Annotated in this window: 23 protein-coding genes; 13 read left to right on the forward strand and 10 right to left on the reverse strand. The window is 45.1% G+C overall.

Features of this window, described 5'->3' with window-relative positions; translation table 11 throughout:
• Position 1 precedes the first annotated feature (1 nt).
• The 5 genes from L1D37_RS15920 to luxS all read left to right on the forward strand — a co-directional run bounded on the left by L1D37_RS15920 (position 2) and on the right by luxS (position 6,203).
• Positions 2 to 463, forward strand: coding sequence for a YqaA family protein (locus L1D37_RS15920; protein WP_004741880.1), 462 nt, complete (start codon positions 2 to 4; stop codon positions 461 to 463).
• 9 nt (positions 464 to 472) lie between these two features.
• Positions 473 to 3,331 carry a pitrilysin family protein gene (locus L1D37_RS15925; RefSeq protein WP_239848428.1) on the forward strand — a complete coding sequence of 953 codons (2,859 nt, stop codon included), beginning with the start codon at positions 473 to 475 and terminating at the stop codon, positions 3,329 to 3,331.
• A 99-nt stretch (positions 3,332 to 3,430) separates the two neighbouring features.
• The gene (gshA, locus tag L1D37_RS15930; protein WP_239848429.1) at positions 3,431 to 4,999 is read left to right on the forward strand and encodes a glutamate--cysteine ligase; all 1,569 of its coding nucleotides are present in this window, start codon (positions 3,431 to 3,433) and stop codon (positions 4,997 to 4,999) included.
• A gap of 10 nt (positions 5,000 to 5,009) precedes the next feature.
• Positions 5,010 to 5,660, forward strand: coding sequence for a hypothetical protein (locus L1D37_RS15935; RefSeq protein ID WP_176680433.1), 651 nt, complete (start codon positions 5,010 to 5,012; stop codon positions 5,658 to 5,660).
• Positions 5,661 to 5,684: 24 nt separating this feature from the next.
• Positions 5,685 to 6,203, forward strand: a complete 519-nt coding sequence (luxS, locus tag L1D37_RS15940; RefSeq protein WP_017629423.1) for an S-ribosylhomocysteine lyase — start codon at positions 5,685 to 5,687, stop codon at positions 6,201 to 6,203.
• 158 nt (positions 6,204 to 6,361) lie between these two features.
• On the opposite strand, the gene L1D37_RS15945 is transcribed toward luxS, so the two are convergent.
• Positions 6,362 to 7,633: a CNNM domain-containing protein gene (locus tag L1D37_RS15945; protein ID WP_017629424.1), complete on the reverse strand. Its 1,272-nt coding sequence runs from the start codon at positions 7,631 to 7,633 to the stop codon at positions 6,362 to 6,364.
• 127 nt (positions 7,634 to 7,760) lie between these two features.
• On the reverse strand, positions 7,761 to 8,555 hold the full coding sequence (locus L1D37_RS15950; RefSeq protein ID WP_239848430.1) for an inner membrane protein YpjD: 795 nt from the start codon (positions 8,553 to 8,555) through the stop codon (positions 7,761 to 7,763).
• Positions 8,556 to 8,755: 200 nt separating this feature from the next.
• Here L1D37_RS15950 and ffh point away from each other — a divergent pair, with 200 nt between their 5' ends.
• From ffh to rplS, 5 genes are all read left to right on the forward strand, one after another.
• Positions 8,756 to 10,150, forward strand: coding sequence for a signal recognition particle protein (ffh, locus tag L1D37_RS15955; RefSeq protein WP_050653637.1), 1,395 nt, complete (start codon positions 8,756 to 8,758; stop codon positions 10,148 to 10,150).
• A 211-nt stretch (positions 10,151 to 10,361) separates the two neighbouring features.
• Positions 10,362 to 10,610, forward strand: a complete 249-nt coding sequence (rpsP, locus tag L1D37_RS15960; RefSeq protein ID WP_004410028.1) for a 30S ribosomal protein S16 — start codon at positions 10,362 to 10,364, stop codon at positions 10,608 to 10,610.
• A gap of 24 nt (positions 10,611 to 10,634) precedes the next feature.
• A complete protein-coding gene (gene rimM, locus L1D37_RS15965; RefSeq protein ID WP_017629425.1) occupies positions 10,635 to 11,189 on the forward strand; it encodes a ribosome maturation factor RimM in 555 nt (184 codons plus the stop codon).
• A gap of 27 nt (positions 11,190 to 11,216) precedes the next feature.
• Positions 11,217 to 11,957, forward strand: coding sequence for a tRNA (guanosine(37)-N1)-methyltransferase TrmD (gene trmD / locus L1D37_RS15970; RefSeq protein ID WP_017629426.1), 741 nt, complete (start codon positions 11,217 to 11,219; stop codon positions 11,955 to 11,957).
• 59 nt (positions 11,958 to 12,016) lie between these two features.
• On the forward strand, positions 12,017 to 12,370 hold the full coding sequence (rplS, locus tag L1D37_RS15975) for a 50S ribosomal protein L19 (protein WP_004738151.1): 354 nt from the start codon (positions 12,017 to 12,019) through the stop codon (positions 12,368 to 12,370).
• A gap of 462 nt (positions 12,371 to 12,832) precedes the next feature.
• Here rplS and yacG read toward each other — a convergent pair whose 3' ends face one another.
• From yacG to nadC, 8 genes are all read right to left on the reverse strand, one after another.
• Positions 12,833 to 13,030, reverse strand: coding sequence for a DNA gyrase inhibitor YacG (gene yacG, locus L1D37_RS15980; protein WP_239848431.1), 198 nt, complete (start codon positions 13,028 to 13,030; stop codon positions 12,833 to 12,835).
• Between the two features lie 80 nt (positions 13,031 to 13,110).
• Positions 13,111 to 13,851 carry a cell division protein ZapD gene (gene zapD, locus L1D37_RS15985; protein WP_076655026.1) on the reverse strand — a complete coding sequence of 247 codons (741 nt, stop codon included), beginning with the start codon at positions 13,849 to 13,851 and terminating at the stop codon, positions 13,111 to 13,113.
• 26 nt (positions 13,852 to 13,877) lie between these two features.
• A complete protein-coding gene (gene coaE, locus L1D37_RS15990) occupies positions 13,878 to 14,492 on the reverse strand; it encodes a dephospho-CoA kinase (RefSeq protein ID WP_239848432.1) in 615 nt (204 codons plus the stop codon).
• 2 nt (positions 14,493 to 14,494) lie between these two features.
• Complete coding sequence (locus L1D37_RS15995; RefSeq protein ID WP_239848433.1) at positions 14,495 to 15,364, reverse strand: A24 family peptidase; 870 nt, start codon at positions 15,362 to 15,364, stop codon at positions 14,495 to 14,497.
• Between the two features lie 67 nt (positions 15,365 to 15,431).
• On the reverse strand, positions 15,432 to 16,661 hold the full coding sequence (locus tag L1D37_RS16000) for a type II secretion system F family protein (protein ID WP_239848434.1): 1,230 nt from the start codon (positions 16,659 to 16,661) through the stop codon (positions 15,432 to 15,434).
• Positions 16,662 to 16,676: 15 nt separating this feature from the next.
• Positions 16,677 to 18,362, reverse strand: coding sequence for a type IV-A pilus assembly ATPase PilB (gene pilB / locus L1D37_RS16005; protein WP_239848457.1), 1,686 nt, complete (start codon positions 18,360 to 18,362; stop codon positions 16,677 to 16,679).
• Positions 18,362 to 18,826 carry a prepilin-type N-terminal cleavage/methylation domain-containing protein gene (locus L1D37_RS16010; protein ID WP_239848435.1) on the reverse strand — a complete coding sequence of 155 codons (465 nt, stop codon included), beginning with the start codon at positions 18,824 to 18,826 and terminating at the stop codon, positions 18,362 to 18,364. Before L1D37_RS16010 ends, pilB begins: the two co-directional genes overlap by 1 nt.
• Before the next feature lie 255 nt (positions 18,827 to 19,081).
• A complete protein-coding gene (gene nadC / locus L1D37_RS16015; protein ID WP_004738163.1) occupies positions 19,082 to 19,972 on the reverse strand; it encodes a carboxylating nicotinate-nucleotide diphosphorylase in 891 nt (296 codons plus the stop codon).
• A gap of 83 nt (positions 19,973 to 20,055) precedes the next feature.
• On the opposite strand from nadC, the gene ampD reads away from it, so the two are divergent.
• The 3 genes from ampD to aceE all read left to right on the forward strand — a co-directional run bounded on the left by ampD (position 20,056) and on the right by aceE (position 24,626).
• The gene (gene ampD / locus L1D37_RS16020; protein ID WP_239848436.1) at positions 20,056 to 20,655 is read left to right on the forward strand and encodes a 1,6-anhydro-N-acetylmuramyl-L-alanine amidase AmpD; all 600 of its coding nucleotides are present in this window, start codon (positions 20,056 to 20,058) and stop codon (positions 20,653 to 20,655) included.
• A 483-nt stretch (positions 20,656 to 21,138) separates the two neighbouring features.
• Positions 21,139 to 21,900, forward strand: a complete 762-nt coding sequence (gene pdhR / locus L1D37_RS16025; RefSeq protein ID WP_239848437.1) for a pyruvate dehydrogenase complex transcriptional repressor PdhR — start codon at positions 21,139 to 21,141, stop codon at positions 21,898 to 21,900.
• 62 nt (positions 21,901 to 21,962) lie between these two features.
• Complete coding sequence (gene aceE / locus L1D37_RS16030; protein ID WP_239848438.1) at positions 21,963 to 24,626, forward strand: pyruvate dehydrogenase (acetyl-transferring), homodimeric type; 2,664 nt, start codon at positions 21,963 to 21,965, stop codon at positions 24,624 to 24,626.
• Positions 24,627 to 24,647: the final 21 nt, after the last annotated feature.

The following is a 24,647-nucleotide window of genomic DNA, read 5'->3' on the forward strand; positions in this document are numbered from 1 at the left end:
AGTGCTAGAATTCTTTAACTCCCTTTTTGAAAACATAGCGCTGTGGTTCTCTGACTCGGCGCTTTGGGTACTCTTCATCAGTGGCTTCTTGAGTGCCACATTATTGCCCGGTGGCTCAGAAGCCAGCCTTGTTGCAGCATTGAGCCTAGATCAATTCTCAACATCGTCGATTATTCTCATAGCGACACTCGGTAACACCTTAGGTGGCCTGACTAATTATTGGATTGGTTTGTGGCTGCCCAATCGAACTCAATCTGAAAAGCATGGTCATAAGGCTATGGCTTGGCTGAGCCGTTATGGTTACTGGACTCTGTTATTCAGTTGGTTACCCGTTATTGGTGACCCTTTGTGTCTCGCGGCGGGGTGGCTAAGAATGAAATTTATCCCTAGCGTTATTTTGATAGCGATTGGCAAAGCCGCTCGCTACAGCTTACTTGCTGCTATCTACTTCGGTTTTTTCTAAGGAGAACCTATGAAAAAGGTTTTACTTGGTACATTTTCTCTTATCGCCATCGCAGGCTGTTCTTACAATGTACCTAGCTCAACATCCTTCTTTTCCTCATTGCCAGAAGGCGTCACTTTAGTCGAGGAGGTTAAACCTTCTAAAGACAAAGTTGTGATCCCTTACACTAAGTATCAACTTGAAAATGGCCTGACAGTTATTCTTTCTCCTGATGATTCTGATCCTCTTGTGCATGTGGATGTGACCTATCACGTAGGTTCTGCTCGTGAAGAGATAGGTAAATCGGGCTTTGCTCATTTCTTCGAGCATATGATGTTCCAAGGCTCTGAGAACGTCGGTGACCAACAGCACTTCAAGATCATAACCGAGGCTGGTGGCTCGTTAAACGGCACGACTAATCGTGACCGTACTAACTACTTTGAAACCGTTCCATCTAACCAGCTTGAGAAAATGTTGTGGTTAGAATCAGACCGAATGGGTTTCTTATTGGATGCGGTTTCTCAGAAGAAATTCGAAGTTCAAAGAGGCACGGTTAAAAACGAGCGTGCGCAAAGTTACGAAAACCGTCCTTATGGTTTGATGTGGGAACGCATGGGTGAAGCGCTTTACCCTGAAGGTCACCCTTACTCATGGCAACCAATCGGTTATGTGGAAGATCTAGACCGTGTTGATGTGAATGACCTCAAGGCGTTCTTCCTGCGCTGGTACGGCCCAAATAATGCGGTACTGACTATCGGTGGTGATATCGACGTTGATGACACGCTAGAGTGGGTGAACAAGTACTTTGGACCTATCCCTCAAGGCCCTGAAGTTAAGGCTGCAGAGAAGCAACCAGCTGTGCTAACAGAAGATAAGTACATAACCCTAGAAGATAATATTCGTCAGCCGATGGTGCTTGTGGGTTGGCCAACAACGTATCGTGGTGAAGAGACACAAGCTTCACTGAATGCACTGTCTAATGTATTGGGTTCAGGTACCAACAGCTACTTGTATCAAAACCTCGTAAAAACACAGAAAGCAGTCAGTGCGGGATCTTTCCATGATTGTGCCGAGCTCGCTTGCACCATGTATGTGTATGCGATGGGTAACTCAGGTGAAAAAGGTGATTTGACGGTTCTTAATAAAGAATTGATGGATACTCTAGAGCAGTTCTCGAAAGAGGGCGTTCAACAAGAGCGTCTAGATCAGATCACCGGCATGGCTGAAGCGGATGCGGTTTTTGCACTGCAAAGTGTCAAAGGTAAAGTTTCACAACTGGCATCTAACCAAACCTTCTATGGTCAGCCAGATCGCATTGAATCACAGTTGGATCAAATCCGAGCAGTGACTCCAGAAAGCGTAAGCAAAGCCTACCAAGATTTCATGGAAGGTAAGCATAAGGTGACCCTGAGTGTGGTGCCTAAGAAGCAACTCGATTTAGCAGTTCGTGAAGCGACCTTTACCACACCACCACGCACTTTGCCTGAATACAACAAGGTGACAGAAGACCAACTGGATTTCAGAAAAGCACCTAATACCTTTGATCGTAGCGTGATGCCAGAAGTGAACTTTGGTGTTGAAGCAACGATGCCTGATTTGTACCGCATGCACTTTGCCAACGGCACGGATTTGATCGGTACCGTGACCAGCGAAACGCCGACCGTACAGCTACAGATTCAACTTCCAGCCGGTGAGCGTTATGTCCGTAAAGGACAAGAAGGCCTAGCGAACCTAACCGCTTCGATGATGGAAGAAGGTTCGACAAAACGAACGGTCGAAGAGCTACAAGCGACACTAGATAAGCTTGGTAGTAGTGTGAGCATCAGTGCGGGCAGTTACACCACGGATATTTCAGTTTCTACGCTAGAGAAAAATCTGCCTCAAACCTTAGCGATCGTGCAAGAGGTTCTGTTTGAGCCTAAGTTTGATGATCAAGACTTCGAACGTGTTAAGAAACAGATGCTAGAAGGCGTTGTGTATCAACACCAACAACCAAGCTGGATGGCGTCTCAAGCAACACGTGAAGTGCTATTTGGCGACAGTATTTTTGCTCGAGCGAGCGACGGTACTAAAGCATCTCTATCGAAACTCACTCTAGACGATGTGAAAAAATTCTATGACCAACACTACACACCTGAAGGTGCCAATATTGTTGTTGTGGGAGACATCTCGAAGAAAGAGGTTGGAAAACAGCTACAATTCTTTGAAGAGTGGCAAGGCGATGCTGCACCATTAACGCGCCCACAGATCGTCAAAGAGCTTTCAGGTCAACACCTGTATTTGGTCGACAAACCGGGTGCACCGCAAAGTATTGTTCGCTTGGTGCGTAAAGGCCTGCCGTTTGATGCAACAGGTGAACTGTATTTGAGTCAACTGGCTAACTTTAACCTAGCGGGTAACTTCAATAGCCGTATCAACCAGAATCTACGTGAAGATAAAGCCTACACTTACGGTGCAAGCGGTTACTTTGCGAGTACACGTGAAACGGGCGCGGTGGTATTCAGTGCACAGGTAAGAGCGAATGCCACGGTTCCATCGATTCAAGAGTTCATTAATGAGCTGAACGAGTTTAGTCAAAGTGGGTTAACTGACGAAGAGGTGAAATTTATGCGCCTCGCCGTCGGTCAACAAGATGCGCTTAAATACGAAACGCCAAGTCAAAAGGCTGGGTTGTTGAGTAATATTGTCGCATTGAGCCTTGATGAAGATTACCTACAACAGCGTAATCAGATAGTTGAAACGGTTTCAAAAGAGACCTTAAACGAGCTATCGAAGAAATGGTTCGACCCGAATGATTATCAAATAATCGTTGTTGGTGACGCGACTTCGCTTCGCCCACAATTAGAAAAGTTAGATATTCCAATAGAAGAGCTTGAAATCATTCGTTAGAGTACACATTAAAGGGGGAGGGAAGAGACTCTACTTTTCTCCTCCAACCTAATTTATGATAGTTCTAATCAGAACAATATAAGATAAGTGAACTGAATTTTGACTGATTTTGCTGCGCGACTAAAGCAAGTTGCAACCAACCCTAAGACTTTCTCTCAATTTGGTCGTGGTGTTGAAAGGGAAACGTTACGCTACACGGAAGATGGCCACCTTGCTACTGGGCCGCACCCTAAAGCTTTAGGATCTGCGTTGATGAACGAATGGGTAACGACCGATTTTTCTGAGTCGCTACTGGAATTTATCACGCCTGTTTCTAATGACGTTCCGACGCTTTTGAATCAGTTGTCTGATATCCATCACTTCACGCAAACCAAGTTAGATGGCGAAAAGCTATGGCCGCTCTCTATGCCTTGTTACGTTGGCAGTGAAGATTATATTCAGCTAGCGCAATACGGTACCTCAAACAACGGCAAGATGAAGACGCTATATCGTGAAGGCCTTAAGCGCCGTTACGGTAGCCTGATGCAGATTATTTCTGGTGTTCACTTCAACTTCTCATTCCCAGAAAGCTTTTGGGATAGCCTGTTTGGAGAGCAAACAGAAGAAGCGCGTTGTGAAGCTAAGTCAGATGCTTACTTTGGCTTGATCCGTAACTACTACCGCTTTGGTTGGTTAATTCCTTATTTCTTCGGTGCTTCACCGGCACTGTGCTCTTCTTTCATCAAAGGAAGAGAAACCAACCTACCTTTCGAAAAGGTTGGTGAGACACTGTATCTACCAAAAGCAACGGCGCTGCGCCTGAGCGATCTTGGTTACACAAACAGTGCGCAAAGTGTATTGAAGATTGGCTTCAACAGCCTGGGTCAGTACCTTGAAGGCTTGAATCAAGCGATTCGTACACCATCAGAAGAATTCGCCGAGATCGGCACTAAGGTTGATGGTGAATACCGTCAGCTAAATAGCAATGTACTGCAAATTGAGAATGAGCTTTATGCTCCAATCCGTCCTAAGCGTGTCGCGAAAAGTGGTGAGAAGCCATCTGAAGCGTTGGCTCGCGGCGGTGTTGAGTACATCGAGGTTCGTTCTCTAGATGTAAACCCATTCAGCTCAATCGGTATCACCGAGCAGCAAGTTCGCTTCTTGGATCTATTCCTAACGTGGAGTGTACTAACAGACTCTGCTGAGATGGATAACTGCGAACTTGAATGCTGGCGCGATAACTGGAACAAGGTGATCTTAGAAGGTCGTCAGGTTGGTTTAGAACTGCAAATTGGCTGTCATGGCGAGCGCTTGTCTCTGCAAGATTGGGCGAAGCGTGTTTTCAAAGATCTACGCTCTATCGCTGAAATGATGGACGCAGAACAAGGCGGTCGTGCATACCAAGAAACATGCGATACGCTTGAGGCTTGGATTGATAACCCTGAGCTAACGATTTCTGGCCAGTTGCTAGAAGAGACCAAAAAACTGGGTGGTTTAGGTAAAGTGGGTTGTGCGTTAGGTAAAACGTACGCTCAACAACACAAAGCGCACCAATATAAAGTTTACTCAGCTGAGTTGATGGAAGCGGAAGTTCAACGCTCTGTGATTGCTCAGCAACAAAGTGAAGAAGCAAGCACTCAAGATTTTGATAGCTTCTTAGCGGATTACTTTTCGTATTTAAAAGCATAGCGAGACTTTGGTGGAAAGGAAGCAAGACTTATTAGGTCAGCCTACTCGTGTGAGTGGTAAATGGTTACCTGTAGTGACTGTCGGTGTTGTCTCTAGCCTATTGGTTGGGTGTGCAACGCCACCGCCTAAGCAGCAAGATAATTTGTGCAGCATCTTCAGAGAGCATCCATCTTGGTATGAAGATGCACTTGATATGCAAGAGGAGTGGGGCACGCCGATTAACGTAGCGATGGCTTTTGTGAAACAAGAGAGTAGCTTTCGTCATGATGCTCGCCCACCCAAAGATTACATTCTTGGCTTTATTCCGTGGGGACGCGTAAGTAGTGCCTACGGTTATGCACAAGCTCAAGATCCTGCTTGGGAAGACTTCCAAAAAGCGACCAATAACGGTGGTTCAAGAACCAACTTTGATGATGCATTGATGTTTATTGGTTGGTATACCAGTGAGACACGTCGTCAGCTGGGTATCTCGCTATGGGACCCATATAACCAATACCTGGCTTATCATGAAGGCCGTGGTGGTTATAAGCGTAAGTCATACAACAGCAAGCCATCGTTGATTAAGGTGGCTCGCAAAGTCGAACAGCAAGCAAAAGATTATGGATGGCAGCTGAAACAGTGCCGCAAAGAACTAGAAGACAATCGAAGCTGGTTTTTCTAAAGCCAGCCGTCACGGAGAAGAGCAATGCCTTTATTAGATAGTTTCACTGTTGATCACACACGCATGAACGCACCTGCAGTTCGTGTTGCTAAAACAATGCAAACCCCAAAAGGGGATACCATCACTGTGTTTGACCTGCGTTTCACTGCGCCAAACAAAGACATCCTATCTGAGAAAGGTATCCATACTCTTGAGCATCTATACGCTGGTTTCATGCGTAATCAATTGAACGGTTCAGATGTAGAGATCATCGACATTTCACCAATGGGTTGTCGTACAGGTTTCTACATGAGCCTAATTGGTACACCTACAGAGCAACAAGTGGCTGACGGCTGGTTAGCTGCGATGAAGGATGTACTGAAAGTTGAGAACCAGAATAAGATCCCTGAGCTGAACGAATACCAATGTGGTACAGCGGCAATGCACTCTTTGGATGAAGCGAAAGAGATCGCGAATGCAATCATCGCTGCAGGTATCTCTGTCAACAAGAATGATGAACTGGCACTGCCAGAGTCGATGCTTCAAGAGCTTAAAATCGATTAATCATTTTTGGTTCACCTAGAATACGCTTCACTCTAGATACATTTTGCTCTAGAGACTGAGCGAGCTAGATACTAAAAGGCCCGATTCAATGAATCGGGCCTTTTGTTTTTGTTGCATTTGAGCTTGTGTGCTCATTTAGCTTTTACAGCAAGCCACATTTATCCGTTAACGATCTGTGGGAACACGCGCACCAGCTTGATACGGTTCTCTTCGAGTTCTACGATTTCCATTGGGTGGCTGGCAACCTGAACACTCAGGTGACTCTCTGGAATATCTTCAAGGTGTTCCAGTATCAAACCATTCAATGTTCTTGGACCGTCGGTAGGCAATGCCCACTGCAAGCCTTTGTTGATGTCTCGGATATTGGCGCTACCTTCAATTAAGAAGCTACCATCACTTTGTGGGGTGATCTCTTCAGATAAGCTTGGTGCAATTGAAGTAGTAAACTCACCAACGATCTCTTCCAGAATATCTTCCAAGGTAACCAAGCCGTTGATGTCGCCATACTCATCAACAATCAAACCGATACGCTGTTTATTGCGCTGAAACTTAAGCAGTTGAATGTTGAGCGGTGTCGCTTCAGGAATAAAGTAGATCTCATCTGCCGCACGCAGCAGGGTCTCTTTATTGAATTCGTTTTTTTCCAGCATTAAGCGGTAAGCTTCACGCAGCCTAAGCATACCAACCACTTCATCTATCTGGTCACGATAGAGAACCACACGACCATGAGGAGAGTGAGTCAGTTGGCGAACAATCGACTTCCAATCATCATTGATGTCGATGCCGGTGATTTCATTACGAGGCACCATGATGTCGTTCACGGTCACGTGCTCTAAATCTAGAATAGACACCAACATATCTTGGTGACGCTGGGGAATAAGGCTGCCCGCTTCATTTACCACGGTTCTGAGCTCTTCTGAGCTTAAGTGGTCGGTTGCATCATGGCTGGCTTTGACACCTAAGATACGAATGAAGCCATTGGTAATGAAGTTAACTAAAATCACCAACGGCGACAGTACCTTCATCAGCACCATCAAAAGGATGCTACTGGCGTAAGAGACACGTTCAGGGAATAGAGAAGCAATGGTTTTTGGTGTTACCTCGGCGAATACGAGGATCACGAGAGTCAGGGTACCAGTAGCGATAGCCACACCGATATCCCCGTAGATGCGCATACCAAGAATAGTAGCGATCGCAGATGCAAGAATGTTGACGAGATTGTTGCCGATGAGAATGAGACCAATCAATCTGTCTGGGCGGTTCAGAAGTTTTTCTACGCGTTTGGCACCTTTATGACCCGTATTGGCCAAGTGCTTTAAACGGTAGCGGTTCAAGGACATCATGCCCGTTTCGGAACCAGAGAAATAACCAGAAATTACAATGAGACACGCGAGTAGCGCAAATAAGATACCCGTTGATATGTCGTCCAAAACTATTCTTTTCCTATTTGTGTATCTTGATTAATTTATGACCGAACATGGTCGAGATGTCAATTGAATCTAACGGACTCAATATTTTAAAGGCAAGGTGTGTGAGACCTTGCCTTTATTTTACAGACTAATTCAGGATGATTTCCTGAACGAAGCGGCTACCGAAGTAGGCTAATGTGAGCATGCTGGCGCCGGCCAGTGCGAACCAAGTGACTTTCTGTCCACGCCAACCTTTTTGATAATGACCCCATAAAAGAATGGAGTAGATAACCCAAGCGATAAAAGATAATACCGCTTTGTGCGCCTTTCCTTGAGCAAACATATCTTGTACGAAGATAAGGCCAGTCAGCAAAGTACCCGTTAATAAGCCATTACCAATAAGAATGATCTTGAAAAGCTGTCTTTCCACCATCATTAAAGGAGGTAGGTTAGGGTTAATCACTAAGGCTTTTTTCTTTTTAAGCTTGTGATCAAGCCACGCGAGTTGCAGGGCGTATAACGCACCGATAGTCAGCGTCGCGTATGAGAACAATGCCAAAGAGATGTGCACGAGCAGTTTCGGGTCATTCTCTAGATGTTTGATGAAGGTACTTGGAAGAAACGTTGCGGCCATGAGGTTAAGCGCTGCGAAGCTATAAACAACAGGCAAAATGAACCACAAGCGGGTTCTGAGCATCGCGCCGCTCATCACTATAGAAATGATTAAACTGATTAATGAAGCAACGTTCAAGATACTGAGGTTTTGGCCACTGGCATTAAAGATTAAATCGCCAAGCAACCAAGCATGGAAAGCTAAAGCAAGTAATGCGCTAATAAACACCGTTTTTACACGGATTCCTGTTTGGTGCACGAGACCTGGAATGATCGTGGAAATCGCCATTGTATAAAGAAAGGCTGCTGCGATCGCAATAAGACTGTCCATGGTATCCATTTAAATGATTACTAATTGACGAATTATACCTTGCATCGCTCTTTGGGGCTATGGTGAACCTCACTCAATTCCAAGTGAACAATGTCTCACATCACAAGCGTGGATGATTAACGCTCCACAACGGGTATGACTCTAATCAACGCTAATGTATACTCACAGTAATAGTCGCAGGATTGAGCGAAGAGAAAACTATGTTTGATAATTTAACGGATCGTCTATCCAAAACGCTGAAGAACATCAGCGGTAAAGGTCGTCTGACCGAAGACAATATAAAAGAGACGCTGCGTGAAGTACGTATGGCGCTACTTGAAGCCGACGTTGCACTGCCAGTTGTCCGCGATTTTGTTAAGCGCGTAAAAGAAGGCGCTGTGGGTGTTGAGGTTTCTAAATCTCTAACGCCTGGTCAAGAATTCATTAAGATCGTTCAAGCTGAACTTGAAGCTGTGATGGGTGAGTCTAACGAGGCTCTTAACCTAGCAGCGCAACCGCCAGCTGTTATCTTAATGGCAGGTCTACAAGGTGCAGGTAAAACCACATCGGTAGGTAAGCTATCTAAGCTTCTAACTGAGCGTGACAAGAAGAAAGTTCTGGTTGTCTCTGCCGACGTTTACCGTCCAGCGGCGATCAAACAACTTGAAACGTTAGCAAACGATGTTGGTGTAGATTTCTTCCCATCTTCAGCTGACCAAAAGCCTCTTGATATTGCAAACGCTGCAATCGACCACGCGAAGAAGAAATTCTACGACGTACTATTAGTCGATACTGCCGGTCGTTTGGCTATCGATGAAGAGATGATGGGCGAGATCAAAGAGCTTCATACTGCAATTAAACCAGTAGAGACGCTGTTCGTTGTTGATGCAATGACAGGTCAAGATGCTGCGAACACTGCGAAAGCCTTTGGTGATGCGCTACCACTAACCGGTGTTATCTTAACGAAAGTTGATGGTGATGCGCGTGGTGGTGCTGCACTGTCTGTTCGTCATATCACAGGTAAACCAATCAAGTTCTTAGGTGTCGGTGAAAAAACTGACGCACTAGAACCGTTCCACCCAGATCGTGTTGCATCTCGTATCCTTGGTATGGGCGACGTACTGTCTCTTATTGAAGACCTACAGAAAAACGTTGATACCGAGAAAGCAGAGAAACTGGCTAAGAAGTTCAAAGAGAAGAAAGGCTTTGACCTTGAAGACTTCCGTGAACAGCTTGGTCAGATGCAAAACATGGGCGGCATGATGGGCATGATGGATAAGCTTCCAGGCATGTCTCAGCTACCAGACAACGTTAAAGATAAAGTTGATGACAAGATGTTCAAGCAAATGGAAGCGATCATCAACTCTATGACAATGAAAGAGCGTCAACGCCCTGACCTAATCAAAGGCTCACGCAAAAAGCGTATTGCTGCTGGTTCTGGTACACAGGTACAAGATGTAAACCGTATGCTTAAGCAGTTCACCCAAATGCAGAAGATGATGAAGAAGATGCAGAAAGGTGGCATGAAAGGCATGATGCGCAACATGCAAGGCATGATGGGCGGCGGTGGAGGTATGGGCGGAATGGGTGGTGGCTTTAACCCGTTCGGTCGATAACCTACAAATGTAAGCTTTAGCTACGTTACTTTTCATAGTGTTAGCCGTGTCACAGAAAGTGTACGGCAGCTATGTTGGTGAAAAAATAGCTAAAGCCCTTGCATTGCACCGGAATAAGAGTAAAATTCCGGGGCTTTAATTTGGCACGAGACCCCAAGCTATTACTTAGACTTGGGGTTAATTATTTTATTAAGAAAGCAAAGAGGACGACATGGTAACCATTCGTTTGGCACGTCACGGTGCAAAGAAGCGCCCATTCTATCAAATCGTAGTTGCGGATAGCCGTAACGCTGCAACTGGCCGTTTCATCGAGAAAGTAGGTTTCTTTAACCCTACAGCTCAAGGTCAAGAAGAAGGTCTTCGTCTAGACCTAGATCGTGTTAACCACTGGGTTGGTCAAGGCGCATCTCTATCTGATCGTGTAGCTAAGCTAGTTAAAGACGCTCAAAAAGCGGCTTAATTCTTTTTTAAAGAGAAATAGCTTATGTCGATGAAGGGTAAAGAAACAATGAGCAAGCAAGACGAAAAAATTGTTATGGGCAAGTTTGGTGCTACCTATGGCATTCGTGGCTGGCTTAAAGTTTTTTCCTACACAGACAATGCTGAAAGCATATTTGATTACTCCCCTTGGTACGTTAACCAAAAGGGGAAGTGGGTTGAATTCAAAGTAGAAAGCTGGAAACGTCATAACAAAGGTATGGTGTGTAAGCTGGAAGGTTTTGAGATCCGCGAGGACGCTCATGTACTGACCAACTTTGAAATTGCAGTAGACCCTGCTTCGTTACCAGAATTGTCAGAAGAGGAATTCTACTGGCGTGAATTGTTTGGTATGCAAGTTGTAACCACTAAAGGTTACGATCTAGGTGTTGTTACAGACATGCTAGAAACTGGCTCAAACGATGTTCTAGTAATCAAAGCAAATCTTAAAGATGCTTTCGGACAAAAGGAACGGTTAGTACCGTACCTTGAAGAGCAAGTGATCAAGAAAGTTGATCGCGAAGCTCAACGGATCGAAGTTGACTGGGATCCTGGATTCTAACTTTAAAATCATAGAGCGAGAGAACACATGTGGGTTGGCGTAATTAGCCTATTTCCTGAAATGTTCCGTTCAGTTACTGATTTTGGAGTAACGGGTCAAGCGGTAAAGAAAGGTCTTTTATCTATCGAGACATGGAATCCTCGCGATTTCACTCATGATAAACATCGCACTGTTGATGACAGACCTTACGGTGGTGGTCCTGGCATGTTAATGATGGTTCAGCCTTTGCGCGACGCTATCCAAACTGCCAAGCAAGCATCACCGGGAAAGACGAAGGTTATCTATCTTTCACCTCAAGGTCGTAAACTCGACCAGAAAGGTGTTGAAGAGCTGGCAACAAACGAGAATTTACTTCTTATTTGTGGTCGCTATGAAGGGGTAGATGAGCGCATCATTCAATCTGAAGTTGACGAAGAATGGTCGATTGGAGATTTTGTGATGACGGGTGGCGAGCTGCCAGCCATGACGCTGATTGATTCAGTATCTCGGTTTGTTCCGGGTGTACTTGGAGATTTCGCTTCAGCAGAAGAAGATTCTTTTGCAAATGGTTTGCTAGATTGTCCCCATTATACGCGCCCTGAGGTGCTAGACGATAAAGATGTGCCTTCGGTACTCAAGTCTGGAAACCATAAGGACATTCGTCGCTGGCGATTAAAACAATCGTTGGGCCGAACTTGGCTAAGAAGACCAGAACTCCTGGAAAACCTAGCTCTGACTGACGAACAGGAACAATTACTGGCTGAATTCATTAAAGAGCAACGCTCTTAACGAAAAGCAAGCAGTAACCTATTAAATTTAGTATCAGTTTATTCTAGGAATTTATACAAATGAGCAACATCATTAAGGCTCTTGAAGAAGAGCAACTAAAATCAGACCTTCCTAAATTCGCACCAGGTGACACTGTTGTAGTTCAGGTTAAGGTAAAAGAAGGTGACCGTGAGCGTCTACAGGCTTTCGAAGGCGTTGTAATCGCTATTCGTAACCGTGGTCTTCACTCTGCATTCACAGTTCGTAAGATCTCGAACGGTGAAGGTGTAGAGCGTGCGTTCCAAACTCACTCTCCAATGGTTGATAGCATCGAAGTTAAACGCCGTGGTGCAGTACGTCGTGCCAAGTTGTACTACCTACGTGAGCGTTCTGGTAAGTCAGCTCGTATTAAAGAGAAACTTGCTAAGAAGTAATTCTTTTTGCATTCTATCGATAAAAGCGGAGCCATTTGGCTCCGCTTTTTTGTGCCTGCTATTTGGCGTTTTGAAAACCAGAGCTCCCCAACTCCCTCATTCCTCACTCTTGGGGATGACGGGTAGGTTTCAGTTACCGAGTTATGACACTAAAGGATCTGACAATGGGACAACCATGGCCGTCATTTCCGATAGCGACGAAGGAGCCTAGTCAGAAATCTAGTCGTGTGAGACGATTTGGAACAAGCTTGCGTATAGCCGTCATTCCCTAGACTGACGAAGGAAGGAGTAGGGAATCTCTTTCAGTAAACATCAAACTATCGGAAATAAAAAAAGGATTGACGCAAAACGCCAACCCTTTAATCATTTTTCCGAATCTCGAATCTCGAATCTCGAATCTCGAATCTCGAATCTCGAATCTCGAATCTCGAATCTCGAATCTCGAATCTCGAATCTCGAATCTTAGTACGGATCTTCCGACCAACTGTCGCTATCTGACATGTCTGGTGCGCCAGCGATGCTATTTTCTTCGTCTGCCCACTCACCAAAATCAATCATCTGACATTGCTTGCTGCAAAACGGGCGATGTGGGCTTTGTTCACCCCATTCAACGTCGGTATTACATTGAGGGCATTTAACGATGGTGATTTTTTTCGACATAGTGATTCTTAAATTGAGGGGTAATAATAGTGAGTTTAGGCTTGAGTGAGCACTCAAGCCAAACGATAAAAGGAAATTAATTAGGAACAGATAGCCAATTCAAATTCGATATCTTGAGTACAAGCTTGCCCTGTTTCAAAACTCATGAATTTAACAGCGAAACGGTTCTTGTGGCCCGAGATCATCGGGTAGGCGCCGTATTGCATTGGAATTGAAAGGCGAAGGATATTCGCTTCATCAGCATCGCTCTGGAAGAAGCCTGCACGAGCAATTTGCTCTTTAAAGTGACCAGTCTCTCTAGTTAGCTTTAACCATAGCGTTAGCGCTTCATACAGAGGCTGTAGGCTATCCATCCATGCTTTGGCATCCCTCATTCTCTTATCAAGAGGAAGATGCAGCCAATAATGCAGAGCCGGTAAATCAAAGCAGCATGAACCACCAGGTAGATTAAAGCGCTGGCGAATCGCACTTAGGAATCTGTCTTCCTTAAGTGATTGTCCAAAACGCTCTGCTTGCATAAGATCGCGATAGATGTTGCCAATATCGGTGAGCAGAGATGTAAGCATCTCTTGATCGACACCTTCAACATCTAACCAACTTTTGTAGGTTACACGTTGCTTCTCAATGTCTTTTGCGAGTTCGCTCTTGAGCTGGATCTGTTCGAAGATTTCAATCAGATCAAAGATAGAACGGAAAAAGAGTTGATACTGTTGAGCATCGGAAAATGTAGAAGACAAGTGTAGCTGCCTCAAGAGTGATTCAACTCTTAAGTAGATGCGTGTTTTCTCATTTAGAGGATGTTCAAATTTGTGGGTGATCATCGAGCAAACCTTCATTCAACATTGTTCTATTCTGACCCATCTACTGTACTGATTGCCAGATACTTTTGATGTAAATCTGTGATTTGAGGCAAAAGTTCTTGGTTTTTAGTATGGTTTTTAATCACGTCATCTGCAACTGCTAAGCGCTGTTCTCTTGAAGCCTGTGATTTTAAAATTGACGTTACTTGTTCCCTAGAAACATTATCTCGACTCATCGTACGCTCTATTTGTACTTCAGCAGGAACATCAACGATTAACACGCGATCGACCATGCCTTGCATTTGGTTTTCAACCAAGAGCGGTGCGACTAATAAAGCATAAGGAGAGGTGACTTTAGACAAGTCACTGTCAATTTTGTCGCGGATCATTGGGTGGAGAAGATCATTGAGCCACTGTTTTTCTGTTGGGTCAGAGAAGATTACTTCACGCAACTTGGCTCGGTTTAGTGTTCCATCTTCTAGCAAGATGCCTTCACCAAAATGAGCTGTAATCTGATTTAGGCCTTCACTGCCTAGTGCGACGACTTCACGCGCCACGATATCAGCATCGACAATATCAATGCCAAAATGCTCGTTGAACAGGTTAGCGACGGTCGTTTTACCACTGGCGATACCGCCACTTAATCCGATAATGATTGCCATGGTTACATTCCTAGTACAGAAGTTAAATACCAACCCATGATGTCGTTACCCCACATCAAGCTAACCCAGCCCGCAATGGCAAGATAAGGTCCAAATGGAAAGGCTTTATCGATACCTTGCTGTTTCAAGCGCAGCTGAATCAAACCGAAAACCAAACCAACAAGTGACGATAAAAGGATGATCATCGGTAGATGCTGCCAACCCAGCCATGCACCAAGTGCCGCTAGTAACTTGAAGTCGCCGTAACCCATGCCTTCTTTGCCTGTCAGCAGCTTAAACAACCAGTAAACCGACCATAAAGCTAGGTAGCCTGCCATTGCGCCAACTACAGAATCTTGAAGCGATACTGGGCTGATATTAAACAGAGCTAACGCAATACCAGACCAAACCAAAGGTAAGGTGATTTGATCGGGCAGCAGCATGGTGTCGAGATCGATAAAGGTCGCGGTAATCAATGCGAAGGTGAAAAAGATCAGCGCAACAGCGTAGAAACTAAAACCAAAGTGGCTTGCGACTACGGTACAAAGGATTGCAGTAAGCAGTTCAACCAAAGGGTAGCGAGCACTGATTGGATTCGCACAACTGTGACATTTACCCTTTAAGAACAACCAGCTTAACACTGGAATATTGTCGATGATTCTTAACTGGGTTTCACATTTCGGACAAGTCGAGCGTGGAATGCTCAGGTTAAATTTCCCTTCAGGTGCTGGGATTTTGTATTGAGAGAAATATTCTGAGCACTCTTGTTGCCATTCACGTTCCATCATAATCGGTAAGCGGTGTATGACGACGTTGAGGAAGCTGCCAATAAGAAGGCTAAAAATGAAAGCTAATACGGGGAATAGCCAAGGATAGTAGTGAAATACTTCCATAGTGTCCTTTACCACTTGATCTATATGAGCAGGAGTTTGCTACTCATGGGTGTTTAGTTGCTTTTGGCTATCCTAACACACTCATAAGATTAAAGATCGGTAAGTACATCGCAACCACAAGCCCGCCAACAACCGTCCCCAAAAATACGATGATCAATGGCTCTAGGATCTTGCCCAGATTATCGACGGTGTTGTCGACTTCAAACTCGTAAATTGAGGCCACTTTATTAAGCATGTCATCAAGGTTTCCAGACTCCTCCCCAATCATCACCATTTGCAACACCATCTCGGGGAAGGCATTGGTATTACGCATCGCGATATACATTGGCATACCAGCGGCAGTTTCACGGTGAACTTCAATGATCGCCGATTCATAATGCAAATTGCCTGCGGTTTTTGCGGTGGTTTTAAGGCTCATGAGAATCGGAATACCAGAACTAAAACTGGTGGATAAGGTGCGGCTGAATTTCGCAATAGAGGCTTTGGCCATCACACCACCAAGCACCGGAAATCGCAACCCTAAACGGCTGGCTGACAAGCGAATCGAGTAAGAGCGCTGGCACAATTGATGGACTAATAGTGCGAGCAAGCCAATGCCCACAGCAGTATAAAAACTGTAAGCCTGCATCCAATGTGACAGATAGAGTACCTGCTGAGTGAACCAAGGGAGATCGGCACCAAACCCTGAAAACATCGATTCAAATTCGGGAATAACCATGGTCAGCATTAGGTAAGAGACAGTTAGTGCAACAATGACTACCATCGCTGGGTAGATCAGTGCTTTTATAACCTTTGATTTTAACTGTTCACTCTTTTCTCTATAGGTTGCTAAGCGTTCGAATACTTGTGCAAGGTTGCCTGATAGTTCACCTGTGGCAACTAAGTCGGTATACAGATCATCAAAGTGACGGCTTGCGGTGCGCATCGCTTTTGAAATCGGAGTGCCAGCTTCTACACCTTTACAGATATGGGAGAGGATGGATTTCATTTCAGCCTTACGATGATTGTCTGATACCAACTTGATGGCCTGTACGATAGGGACACCAGTAGCCAACATAGTCGCCAATTGTCGAGTCAAAATAGTGATGTCTTTGGGTTTTACGCGGTGTGTTAAACGAGTCAGTGCAGAGATGCTTTTCTTTTTGATTTTCTTGATTTGAATATGCTGGTCTTTGAGCTTTTCTCGTACCTCTAGTTCGGTGAGTGCTAAGGTTTGCCCTGACACTTTCTTACCTGAGCTATTAATGCCTTTCCAATGATAGCTTTTTAGTTGGGATTGCTTGGACTTACTGCTCATTGGTGCTCCATTGAGTTAAATGTACAGAACACGTTGTAGCTCTTGATAGCTGGTAGTGCCTTCAAGCAGTTTGTCTAAACCAGACTCTTGTAGTGTTCTCATGCCTTCTCGGCGCGCGAGATCTTCAATTGCTAACGCATTCGGTTTGTTAATTAGGCTGTTTTTAAGTTTGTCGGTAAATGGCATAACTTCGTAGATACCAACGCGGCCGGAGTATCCTTGATTGCACTCATTACAGCCTTGAGTGTTGGCTTTGTAGATGGTTTGGCTATTTGGGATAGAGTGACGCAGGTAAATATCTGGTGAATCGTCTTCAGCTTTACAGTGGTTACATAAGCGTCTTGCAAGACGTTGAGCAATGATCAAACTTAAGGACGAAGCAAGGTTAAAGGGTTCTATCCCCATGTGAGCGAGTCGAGTAACGGTTTCAGCTGCAGAGTTGGTGTGGAGTGTAGAAAGCACCAAGTGACCGGTTTGCGATGCTTTGATCGCGATCTCTGCGGTTTCTAAATCGCGGATCTCACCGACCATTACCACATCGGGGTCTTGTCGTAAAAACGATCTCAATGCTTCCGCGAACCCAAAGCCGATCTTAGGTGTCACTTGTACTTGATTGATACCACACAGGTTAATCTCTACCGGATCTTCAGCGGTGGAAATATTACGTTCAGTGGTATTAAGTACTCGAAGCCCAGTATAAAGAGACACGGTTTTGCCACTGCCAGTTGGCCCGGTCATTAGGATCATTCCTTGCGGGCGTTTCAAGGCATCAAGGTAGAGGGCTTTTTGATCTTCGCTGTAACCAAGCTTGTCGATATCTAGATTGGCAGCGCTGCTATCAAGCAGTCGCAAGACAATCTTTTCGCCCCATAAGGTCGGTAATGTTGAGACGCGCATATCAATCGCGAGCTCATCATTTAGGCGCAGCTTAATACGTCCATCTTGAGGTAGGCGCCGTTCTGCGATATCAAGCTTGGCGAGTATTTTCAGACGAGCAGATAAACGGCGACTTAAATGGGAAGCGGGCTGCTGTATCTCAACAAGAATGCCATCACAACGCAGGCGCACACGGTAGTGTTCTTCGTAAGGTTCGAAGTGGATATCTGATGCGCCTTTACGGACTGCATCCACTAATATTTGATTGATAAAACGGCTAACCGGGGAGTCGTCTTGGCTGAGGTCTTCAATTGAAGTCATCTCATCGTCAGAGACTTCAACGAGGTTGGCGAGTTCATCTTGGGTGATATCTTTTCGTTTAGAATCTTGCCCTGAAATAGAGCGGCCATACAACTTTCGTATTGCGCCCTCTAATTCAGCATAGTTAGCGACAACGAGTTCTATCTGCAATCCAGTCGCAAATCGGAAATCATCTTCTGCTTGTAAATCGGTCGGGTCGGCTGAGGCGAGAGTGAGAGTCGAACTTGAGACTGAAATCGGTATCGCGTGATATTTGGTGATCAGCTCTCGAAGCCCTAATTGGTCGCATAAGACTTCATAGTCAGTATTGGCGAGTTGCACCGGTGGCAGACCAAAGATGGCTTGAATATTATGTGCGAGACTCTCGCTAGTGAAGAAATCAAGAGCGAGTAAAGCTTCAGGCGTAGAAACACCTGAAGCATGTATATGTTCCGCAACGGTTTGTTCCTGAGTCAGGCTAAGTAAATCAGCCTGACGCAGAACTGTAGGGAGGTTGGTTAGCATTAGTTCGCGGGACACCAATCAGATACATCTGCGCTTTGGGTGTTTCCATTTGTACATGTAACAGCCCACGTAACACCTGCGGTTGTTAAGTCCGGGGTTATTGTTATGGTATCTCCCTCAACTAATCTTCCTTTGGTTTGGCCTGCATCGACAATTGCTTGAATCGTTGTCGCAGCATCACTAACCCCAGCAACTGCTGAGACGGTAAATTCCCCTAGAGTCTGCGAGTCTGGAACTCCACCGTTACCTGATGAGCAATCAGCTTCGCCATTTACTAGACATATACCGAGAGACATTTTCATGGCAGATGAAGCACTTAGCATTTCACTTGCGTGTGCTTTCATTGTGTAGTTTTGGTAAGCAGGAACTGCGAAAGCTGACAAAATGCCAATAATCGCCACTACAATCATCAATTCAATCAGCGTAAAGCCTTTTTGGCTCGTTCTTTTGTTCTTGTTATTCATTGTCTAATTCCATTCTTTAGTTTGTTTCAGCGCAAGCACTGGTTGATGGAAAGAATAGAAGTCGAGGTGGGGAAGTGGAATGGTGTTCAGGTGTGGTCGCGAGTGGTTTTGTATTTATTAGTGTGGTGTTTCATATAGTGCGCAAATTTATGCGATCAACTTAAATAACTGCTTGAAATACTGACAATTAAGGCAATAAAAAAGGCACTGCCATTAACAGTGCCTTCAGCAATATCTTATTTATTATTCAGTAAATTACGCTTTGAATCTCATTGATAGATCCATTGCTTTCAGGTGCTTAGTTAATGCGCCTACCGAGATGTAATCCACACCCGTTTCAGCAAACTCTGCAATCGTATCTAGTGTCACGTTGCCAGAGTTCTCTAGTGCAGCACGACCCGCGTTGATTTTAACGGCTTCACGCATCATGTCTGTGGTGAAGTTGTCTAGCATGATGATGTCTGCACCCGCGTTGATTGCTTGCTCTAGTTCTTCTAGGCTTTCTGTTTCTACTTCAACTGGTTTGCCAGGGTTTAGTTCTTTTGCCGTAGAGATAGCTTTCTCAATACCACCACAAGCGATGATGTGGTTTTCTTTGATTAGGTAAGCATCGAAAACGCCGATGCGGTGGTTGAAGCCACCACCACAAGCGACCGCGTATTTTAGTGCGCTGCGCAGGCCAGGAATCGTTTTACGAGTATCTAATAGGCGACACTCTGTGTGTTTGATTTTGTCAGCGTAGATAGCTGTCGCCGTCGCACAACCAGATAGAGTTTGAATGAAGTTCATTGCGTTACGCTCGCCCGTTAGTAGCGCACGTGCTGGGCCAGTTAGCGTGCAAAGCGTTTGATTTGGTTCGACCTTATCGCCATCTTCTACATTCCACTCGATCGTTACTTCACCGCCCAATTGCTTAAACACTTCATCAGCCCAAGCTTTACCACAGAACACACCGTGCTCACGAGTAATGATGGTTGCGCTGTTGATTGCGTCTGCTGGGATTAGACTTGCTGTAATGTCAGCCGCTGGATCTAACGTACCACCTAGATCTTCTTTGATAGTCTCGGCTACTGCACGAGTGATCTCTAGAGGCAGTTGCTCTTTTAAGTAGTCAAGGCGTTGGTGGCTGTTATGTGTGTTTTTCATCGCAAATCTAATCTTGAAAGGGAGTGGGAATGGAATGATACTCTTGCTTAACTTCAAATTAAAGAGGCTAGCGCGACTGCTCTATGGGCAAGGTCACATCTTATTGTGCTAGCAGAAAAGAAAGTGAGACCAAGATGACGATCAGCTCTGATGGATGGTACGACAACGCTCGGCATGTTCCTTCCCCGTATTTTGATGCAAGGCCTAGTGTTGATGATATTTCTCTGCTGGTGGTTCACAACATTAGTCTGCCACCGGGCCAATTCGGTGGTCCTTATATTGAGCAGTTTTTTACGGGCAAGCTAGACTCCGCTGAGCATCCCTTTTTTAAGGTGATTCATCAAATGGGTGTGTCTGCACACTGCTTGATTCGTCGCGATGGCGAAGTGGTGCAGTTTGTTTCTTTCCTTGATCGAGCTTGGCATGCCGGCCAGTCGAGCTTTGCTGGGCGAGAAAGGTGCAATGATTATTCGATTGGTATTGAACTGGAAGGTAGTGACTTTGTGGCCTACACCGAGCAGCAGTATCAAGCACTGACCCAGTTAACGGAAACACTGGTATCAAGCTTTCCTCATATCACCAATGAACGCATCACTGGCCATCAATATATTGCACCTCTGCGCAAAACTGACCCAGGTTTGGTTTTCGATTGGCAGAAGTTTAAAGGTGCGCTGAACTTCTAGGCTTTCATTTTCTTTATGGCTCTGCTGATTACAGAGCCTTAGATAGTCAACGCTGAGCATAATGACTTGTGAATTTTTGTTGTTGCGATGTAAAGAAAGTGGTTGAAGGAAGGGCATCAATAAATCGAGAGTGTGACGAGCTTATCAAACACTCATATATTAAAACTTATGAACAGAATTTCCCTCCCAAATGTGCGCTTGGTTCGATTTTTAACCGAGTTAGGCTAATCTTTCTGAAACAATTCATTTTTATCCTGAAACTTTCTAGCACGAATCCTCCCCAAAAGTATTACCCCTGTAAATGGTAAGACCAATTTGGTTGCTGTTTTAAATTTCATTTGTTAAATCACGGTTAATTCACACTGCATTCTATGATGCAGGTCAATTTTACGCTGGACAGTGGCGTTTTAATTATGTTAATTTCTGCCCAACTTAAAATTGGTATTACCAATTGTCAGCGAAGAAAAAGAAGAACAACAAACTATGGCTTATCAAAGGATTCGTCAGCCAAAACTCTCCGATGTAATCGAACAAGAGTTAGAAAGGTTGATAGTGGAAGGAACACTGGCTCCAGGGCAGCAGCTGCCGCCTGAGCGTGAACTGGCGAAACAGTTCGATGTGTCTCGTCCTTCAATCCGAGAAGCGATACAACGTTTAGAAGCAAAACGCTTGCTTACTCGCCGTCAAGGCGGAGGTACGTTTGTTAGTGAAAATATCTGGAAAAGCTTTTCAGATCCTTTGCTTAATTTGTTGTCCTCCCATTCTGAAACCCAACTAGACTTGTTGGAATCGCGTCATGCGATGGAAGGGATTTCGGCTTACTTTGCGGCATTGCGTGGCACTGATGAAGACTTTGCTCGAATTCAAGCATGCCAAGATAAAATTCACGGCGCGCAAGATACGGGTGATATTGAAGCCGAATCTGCAGCGGTGATGGCTTTTCTTATTGCTTTAACAGAGGCAGCGCACAATGTGGTGTTATTGCACATTGTTCGTAGTTTGGCTCCGTTACTCGAACAAAACGTCTTAGAGAATTTAAAGCTGTTGCATCGTCGTAAAGACGTTGTGGAGAAAGTGAGTATACATCGAGCTAACATTGTAGATGCGATTGTTTCAGGGCAGCCAGAACAGGCACGTGAAATGTCACATTCTCATTTAGCTTACATCGAAGAAACATTGCTGGATTTGACGAAGGAAGAGTCGCGCCGCGAACGTTCTCTACGTCGAATTCAACAGGGTAAATAGCCGTAATACTTCGGCTTTTTACGTGTTTAGTAGAATCCAACTAACAAAAAGGATAGATCGCCATGTCTGACATGAAGCATGACGTTGATGCTCTGGAAACTCAAGATTGGTTAGAAGCTCTTGAGTCAGTAGTACGTGAAGAAGGTGTAGAACGTGCACAGTTTTTACTAGAACAAGTTCTAGATAAAGCGCGTTTAGATGGTGTTGATATGGCTACAGGCATCAACACAAACTACATCAACACAATTCCAGCAGCACAAGAGCCAGCTTACCCTGGTGACGTAACTCTTGAGCGTCGTATTCGTTCGATTATTCGCTGGAACGCAATCATGATCGTATTGCGTGCTTCTAAGAAAGACCTAGACCTTGGTGGTCACATGGCTTCTTACCAGTCAGCAGCAGCGTTCTACGAAGTATGTTTCAACCACTTCTTCCGTGCTCCAAACGAGACGGACGGTGGCGATCTAGTTTACTACCAAGGTCACATCTCTCCAGGTATCTACTCTCGTGCATTCGTTGAAGGTCGTCTAACTGAAGAGCAGCTAGATAACTTCCGTCAAGAAGTTGATGGTAAAGGTATCCCTTCTTACCCGCACCCTAAACTGATGCCTGAGTTCTGGCAGTTCCCTACAGTATCTATGGGTCTAGGTCCGATCTCTGCGATCTATCAAGCTCGTTTCCTTAAGTACCTAGAAGGCCGTGGTCTTAAAGATACTTCTGCTCAACGTGTATATGCTTTCCTAGGCGACGGTGAGATGGATGAGCCAGAATCACGTGGTGCTATCTCTTTCGCTGCGCGTGAGAAGCTAGACAACCTATGTTTCCTAATCAACTGTAACCTACAGCGTCTAGACGGCCCTGTAATGGGTAACGGTAGCATCATCCAAGAACTTGAAGGCCTATTCAAAGGTGCAGGTTGGAACGTTGTTAAAGTTATCTGGGGTAGCAACTGGGATTCTCTACTAGCTAAAGACACTACTGGTAAGCTTCTTCAACTAATGAACGAAACTATCGATGGTGACTACCAGACATTCAAATCTAAAGATGGCGCATACGTACGTGAGCACTTCTTTGGTAAGTACCCAGAAACAGCTGCACTCGTTGCAGACATGACTGACGACCAAATCTTCGAACTGAAGCGTGGTGGTCACGATTCTTCTAAACTGTTCGCTGCATTCAACAATGCAAAAGAGACAGATGGCAAGCCAACAGTAATCCTAGCTAAAACAGTTAAAGGTTACGGCATGGGTGAAGCTGCAGAAGGTAAGAACATCGCTCACGGTGTTAAGAAGATGGACATGACTCACGTACAATACCTACGTGACCGTCTAGGCCTACAAGACATCCTTTCTGATGAGAAAGTGTCTGAGCTTCCTTACCTGACTCTGGAAGAAGGTTCTGCTGAGTACGAATACCTGCATGCTCGTCGTAAAGCCCTACAAGGTTACACGCCAGCACGTCTGCCAAAATTCACTCAAGAATTCAAAGTTCCTGAGCTAGACGCATTCGCACCTCTACTAGGTGAACAGAAGCGTGATATCTCTACAACTATGGCTTATGTACGTACGCTAAACATCCTTCTTAAAGATAAGAACATTGGTAAGAACATCGTTCCTATCATCTGTGATGAAGCTCGTACATTCGGTATGGAAGGTCTATTCCGTCAGGTTGGTATCTACAACCCACACGGTCAAGAATACACACCTGAAGATAAAGGCATCGTTTCTTACTACAAAGAAGCAACGTCTGGTCAAGTACTTCAAGAAGGTATCAACGAGCTAGGTTCTATGGCTTCATGGGTTGCAGCGGCAACTTCATACAGCACGAACGACCTACCAATGATCCCGTTCTACATCTACTACTCAATGTTCGGTTTCCAACGTATTGGCGACATGGCATGGCTAGCAGGTGACCAACAAGCTCGTGGCTTCCTACTAGGTGCTACAGCTGGTCGTACAACACTGAACGGTGAAGGTCTACAGCACGAAGATGGTCACTCGCACATCCAAGCGAACACTATCCCGAACTGTATCTCTTACGACCCAACGTTCGCTTACGAGCTAGCAGTAATCATGCAAGACGGTATCCGTCGCATGTACGGTCCTGAGCAAGAGAACGTTTACTACTACCTAACAGTAATGAACGAGAACTACGCAATGCCAGCAATGCCAGAAGGCGCTGAAGAAGGCATCCGTAAGGGTATCTACAAGCTTGAATCTCACGCTGGTGCTAAGGGCAAAGTTCAACTAATGAGCTCTGGTACTATCATGAACGAAGCGCGTAAAGCAGCTGAAATTCTAAGCGAAGAGTACGGCGTAGCATCTGACGTATTCTCAGTAACGTCGTTCAACGAGCTAACTCGTGACGGCCAAGCGGTAGAGCGTGACAACATGCTTCACCCAGAAGCTGAAGAGAAAGTACCGTACATCACAACTGTTCTTGGTAAAGAACCTGCAATCGCAGTGACTGACTACATGAAGAACTACGCTGAGCAAGTACGTGCGTACATGCCAACTGAGTCTTACAAAGTACTTGGTACAGATGGTTTCGGCCGCTCTGACAGCCGTGCAAACCTACGTCGTCACTTCGAAGTTAACGCTGGCTACATCGTAGTTGCAGCTCTAACTGAACTGGCTAAACGTGGTGACATCGAGAAATCAGTAGTTGTTGAAGCAATTGCTAAGTTCGATATCGACACTGAAAAAACTAACCCGCAATACGCATAAGACTGGCATTAAGGTAGGTAA

Source organism: Vibrio sp. Isolate33 (genome assembly GCF_022397895.1).
Taxonomy (GTDB): domain Bacteria; phylum Pseudomonadota; class Gammaproteobacteria; order Enterobacterales; family Vibrionaceae; genus Vibrio; species Vibrio pomeroyi.

What these genes read in the sequence shown, in the direction of transcription:
- L1D37_RS15995 (WP_239848433.1), bottom strand. Translation starts at nt 15,364, where the DNA reads ATGGAAGTATTTCACTACTATCCTTGGCTATTCCCCGTATTAGCTTTC.
- luxS (WP_017629423.1), top strand. Translation starts at nt 5,685, where the DNA reads ATGCCTTTATTAGATAGTTTCACTGTTGATCACACACGCATGAACGCA.
- nadC (WP_004738163.1), bottom strand. Translation starts at nt 19,972, where the DNA reads ATGAAAAACACACATAACAGCCACCAACGCCTTGACTACTTAAAAGAG.
- aceE (WP_239848438.1), top strand. Translation starts at nt 21,963, where the DNA reads ATGTCTGACATGAAGCATGACGTTGATGCTCTGGAAACTCAAGATTGG.
- pilB (WP_239848457.1), bottom strand. Translation starts at nt 18,362, where the DNA reads ATGCTAACCAACCTCCCTACAGTTCTGCGTCAGGCTGATTTACTTAGC.
- rimM (WP_017629425.1), top strand. Translation starts at nt 10,635, where the DNA reads ATGTCGATGAAGGGTAAAGAAACAATGAGCAAGCAAGACGAAAAAATT.
- ampD (WP_239848436.1), top strand. Translation starts at nt 20,056, where the DNA reads ATGGGCAAGGTCACATCTTATTGTGCTAGCAGAAAAGAAAGTGAGACC.
- yacG (WP_239848431.1), bottom strand. Translation starts at nt 13,030, where the DNA reads ATGTCGAAAAAAATCACCATCGTTAAATGCCCTCAATGTAATACCGAC.
- L1D37_RS16010 (WP_239848435.1), bottom strand. Translation starts at nt 18,826, where the DNA reads ATGAATAACAAGAACAAAAGAACGAGCCAAAAAGGCTTTACGCTGATT.
- rpsP (WP_004410028.1), top strand. Translation starts at nt 10,362, where the DNA reads ATGGTAACCATTCGTTTGGCACGTCACGGTGCAAAGAAGCGCCCATTC.
- L1D37_RS15950 (WP_239848430.1), bottom strand. Translation starts at nt 8,555, where the DNA reads ATGGACAGTCTTATTGCGATCGCAGCAGCCTTTCTTTATACAATGGCG.
- L1D37_RS15925 (WP_239848428.1), top strand. Translation starts at nt 473, where the DNA reads ATGAAAAAGGTTTTACTTGGTACATTTTCTCTTATCGCCATCGCAGGC.
- trmD (WP_017629426.1), top strand. Translation starts at nt 11,217, where the DNA reads ATGTGGGTTGGCGTAATTAGCCTATTTCCTGAAATGTTCCGTTCAGTT.
- coaE (WP_239848432.1), bottom strand. Translation starts at nt 14,492, where the DNA reads ATGGCAATCATTATCGGATTAAGTGGCGGTATCGCCAGTGGTAAAACG.
- L1D37_RS16000 (WP_239848434.1), bottom strand. Translation starts at nt 16,661, where the DNA reads ATGAGCAGTAAGTCCAAGCAATCCCAACTAAAAAGCTATCATTGGAAA.
- ffh (WP_050653637.1), top strand. Translation starts at nt 8,756, where the DNA reads ATGTTTGATAATTTAACGGATCGTCTATCCAAAACGCTGAAGAACATC.
- zapD (WP_076655026.1), bottom strand. Translation starts at nt 13,851, where the DNA reads ATGATCACCCACAAATTTGAACATCCTCTAAATGAGAAAACACGCATC.
- pdhR (WP_239848437.1), top strand. Translation starts at nt 21,139, where the DNA reads ATGGCTTATCAAAGGATTCGTCAGCCAAAACTCTCCGATGTAATCGAA.
- rplS (WP_004738151.1), top strand. Translation starts at nt 12,017, where the DNA reads ATGAGCAACATCATTAAGGCTCTTGAAGAAGAGCAACTAAAATCAGAC.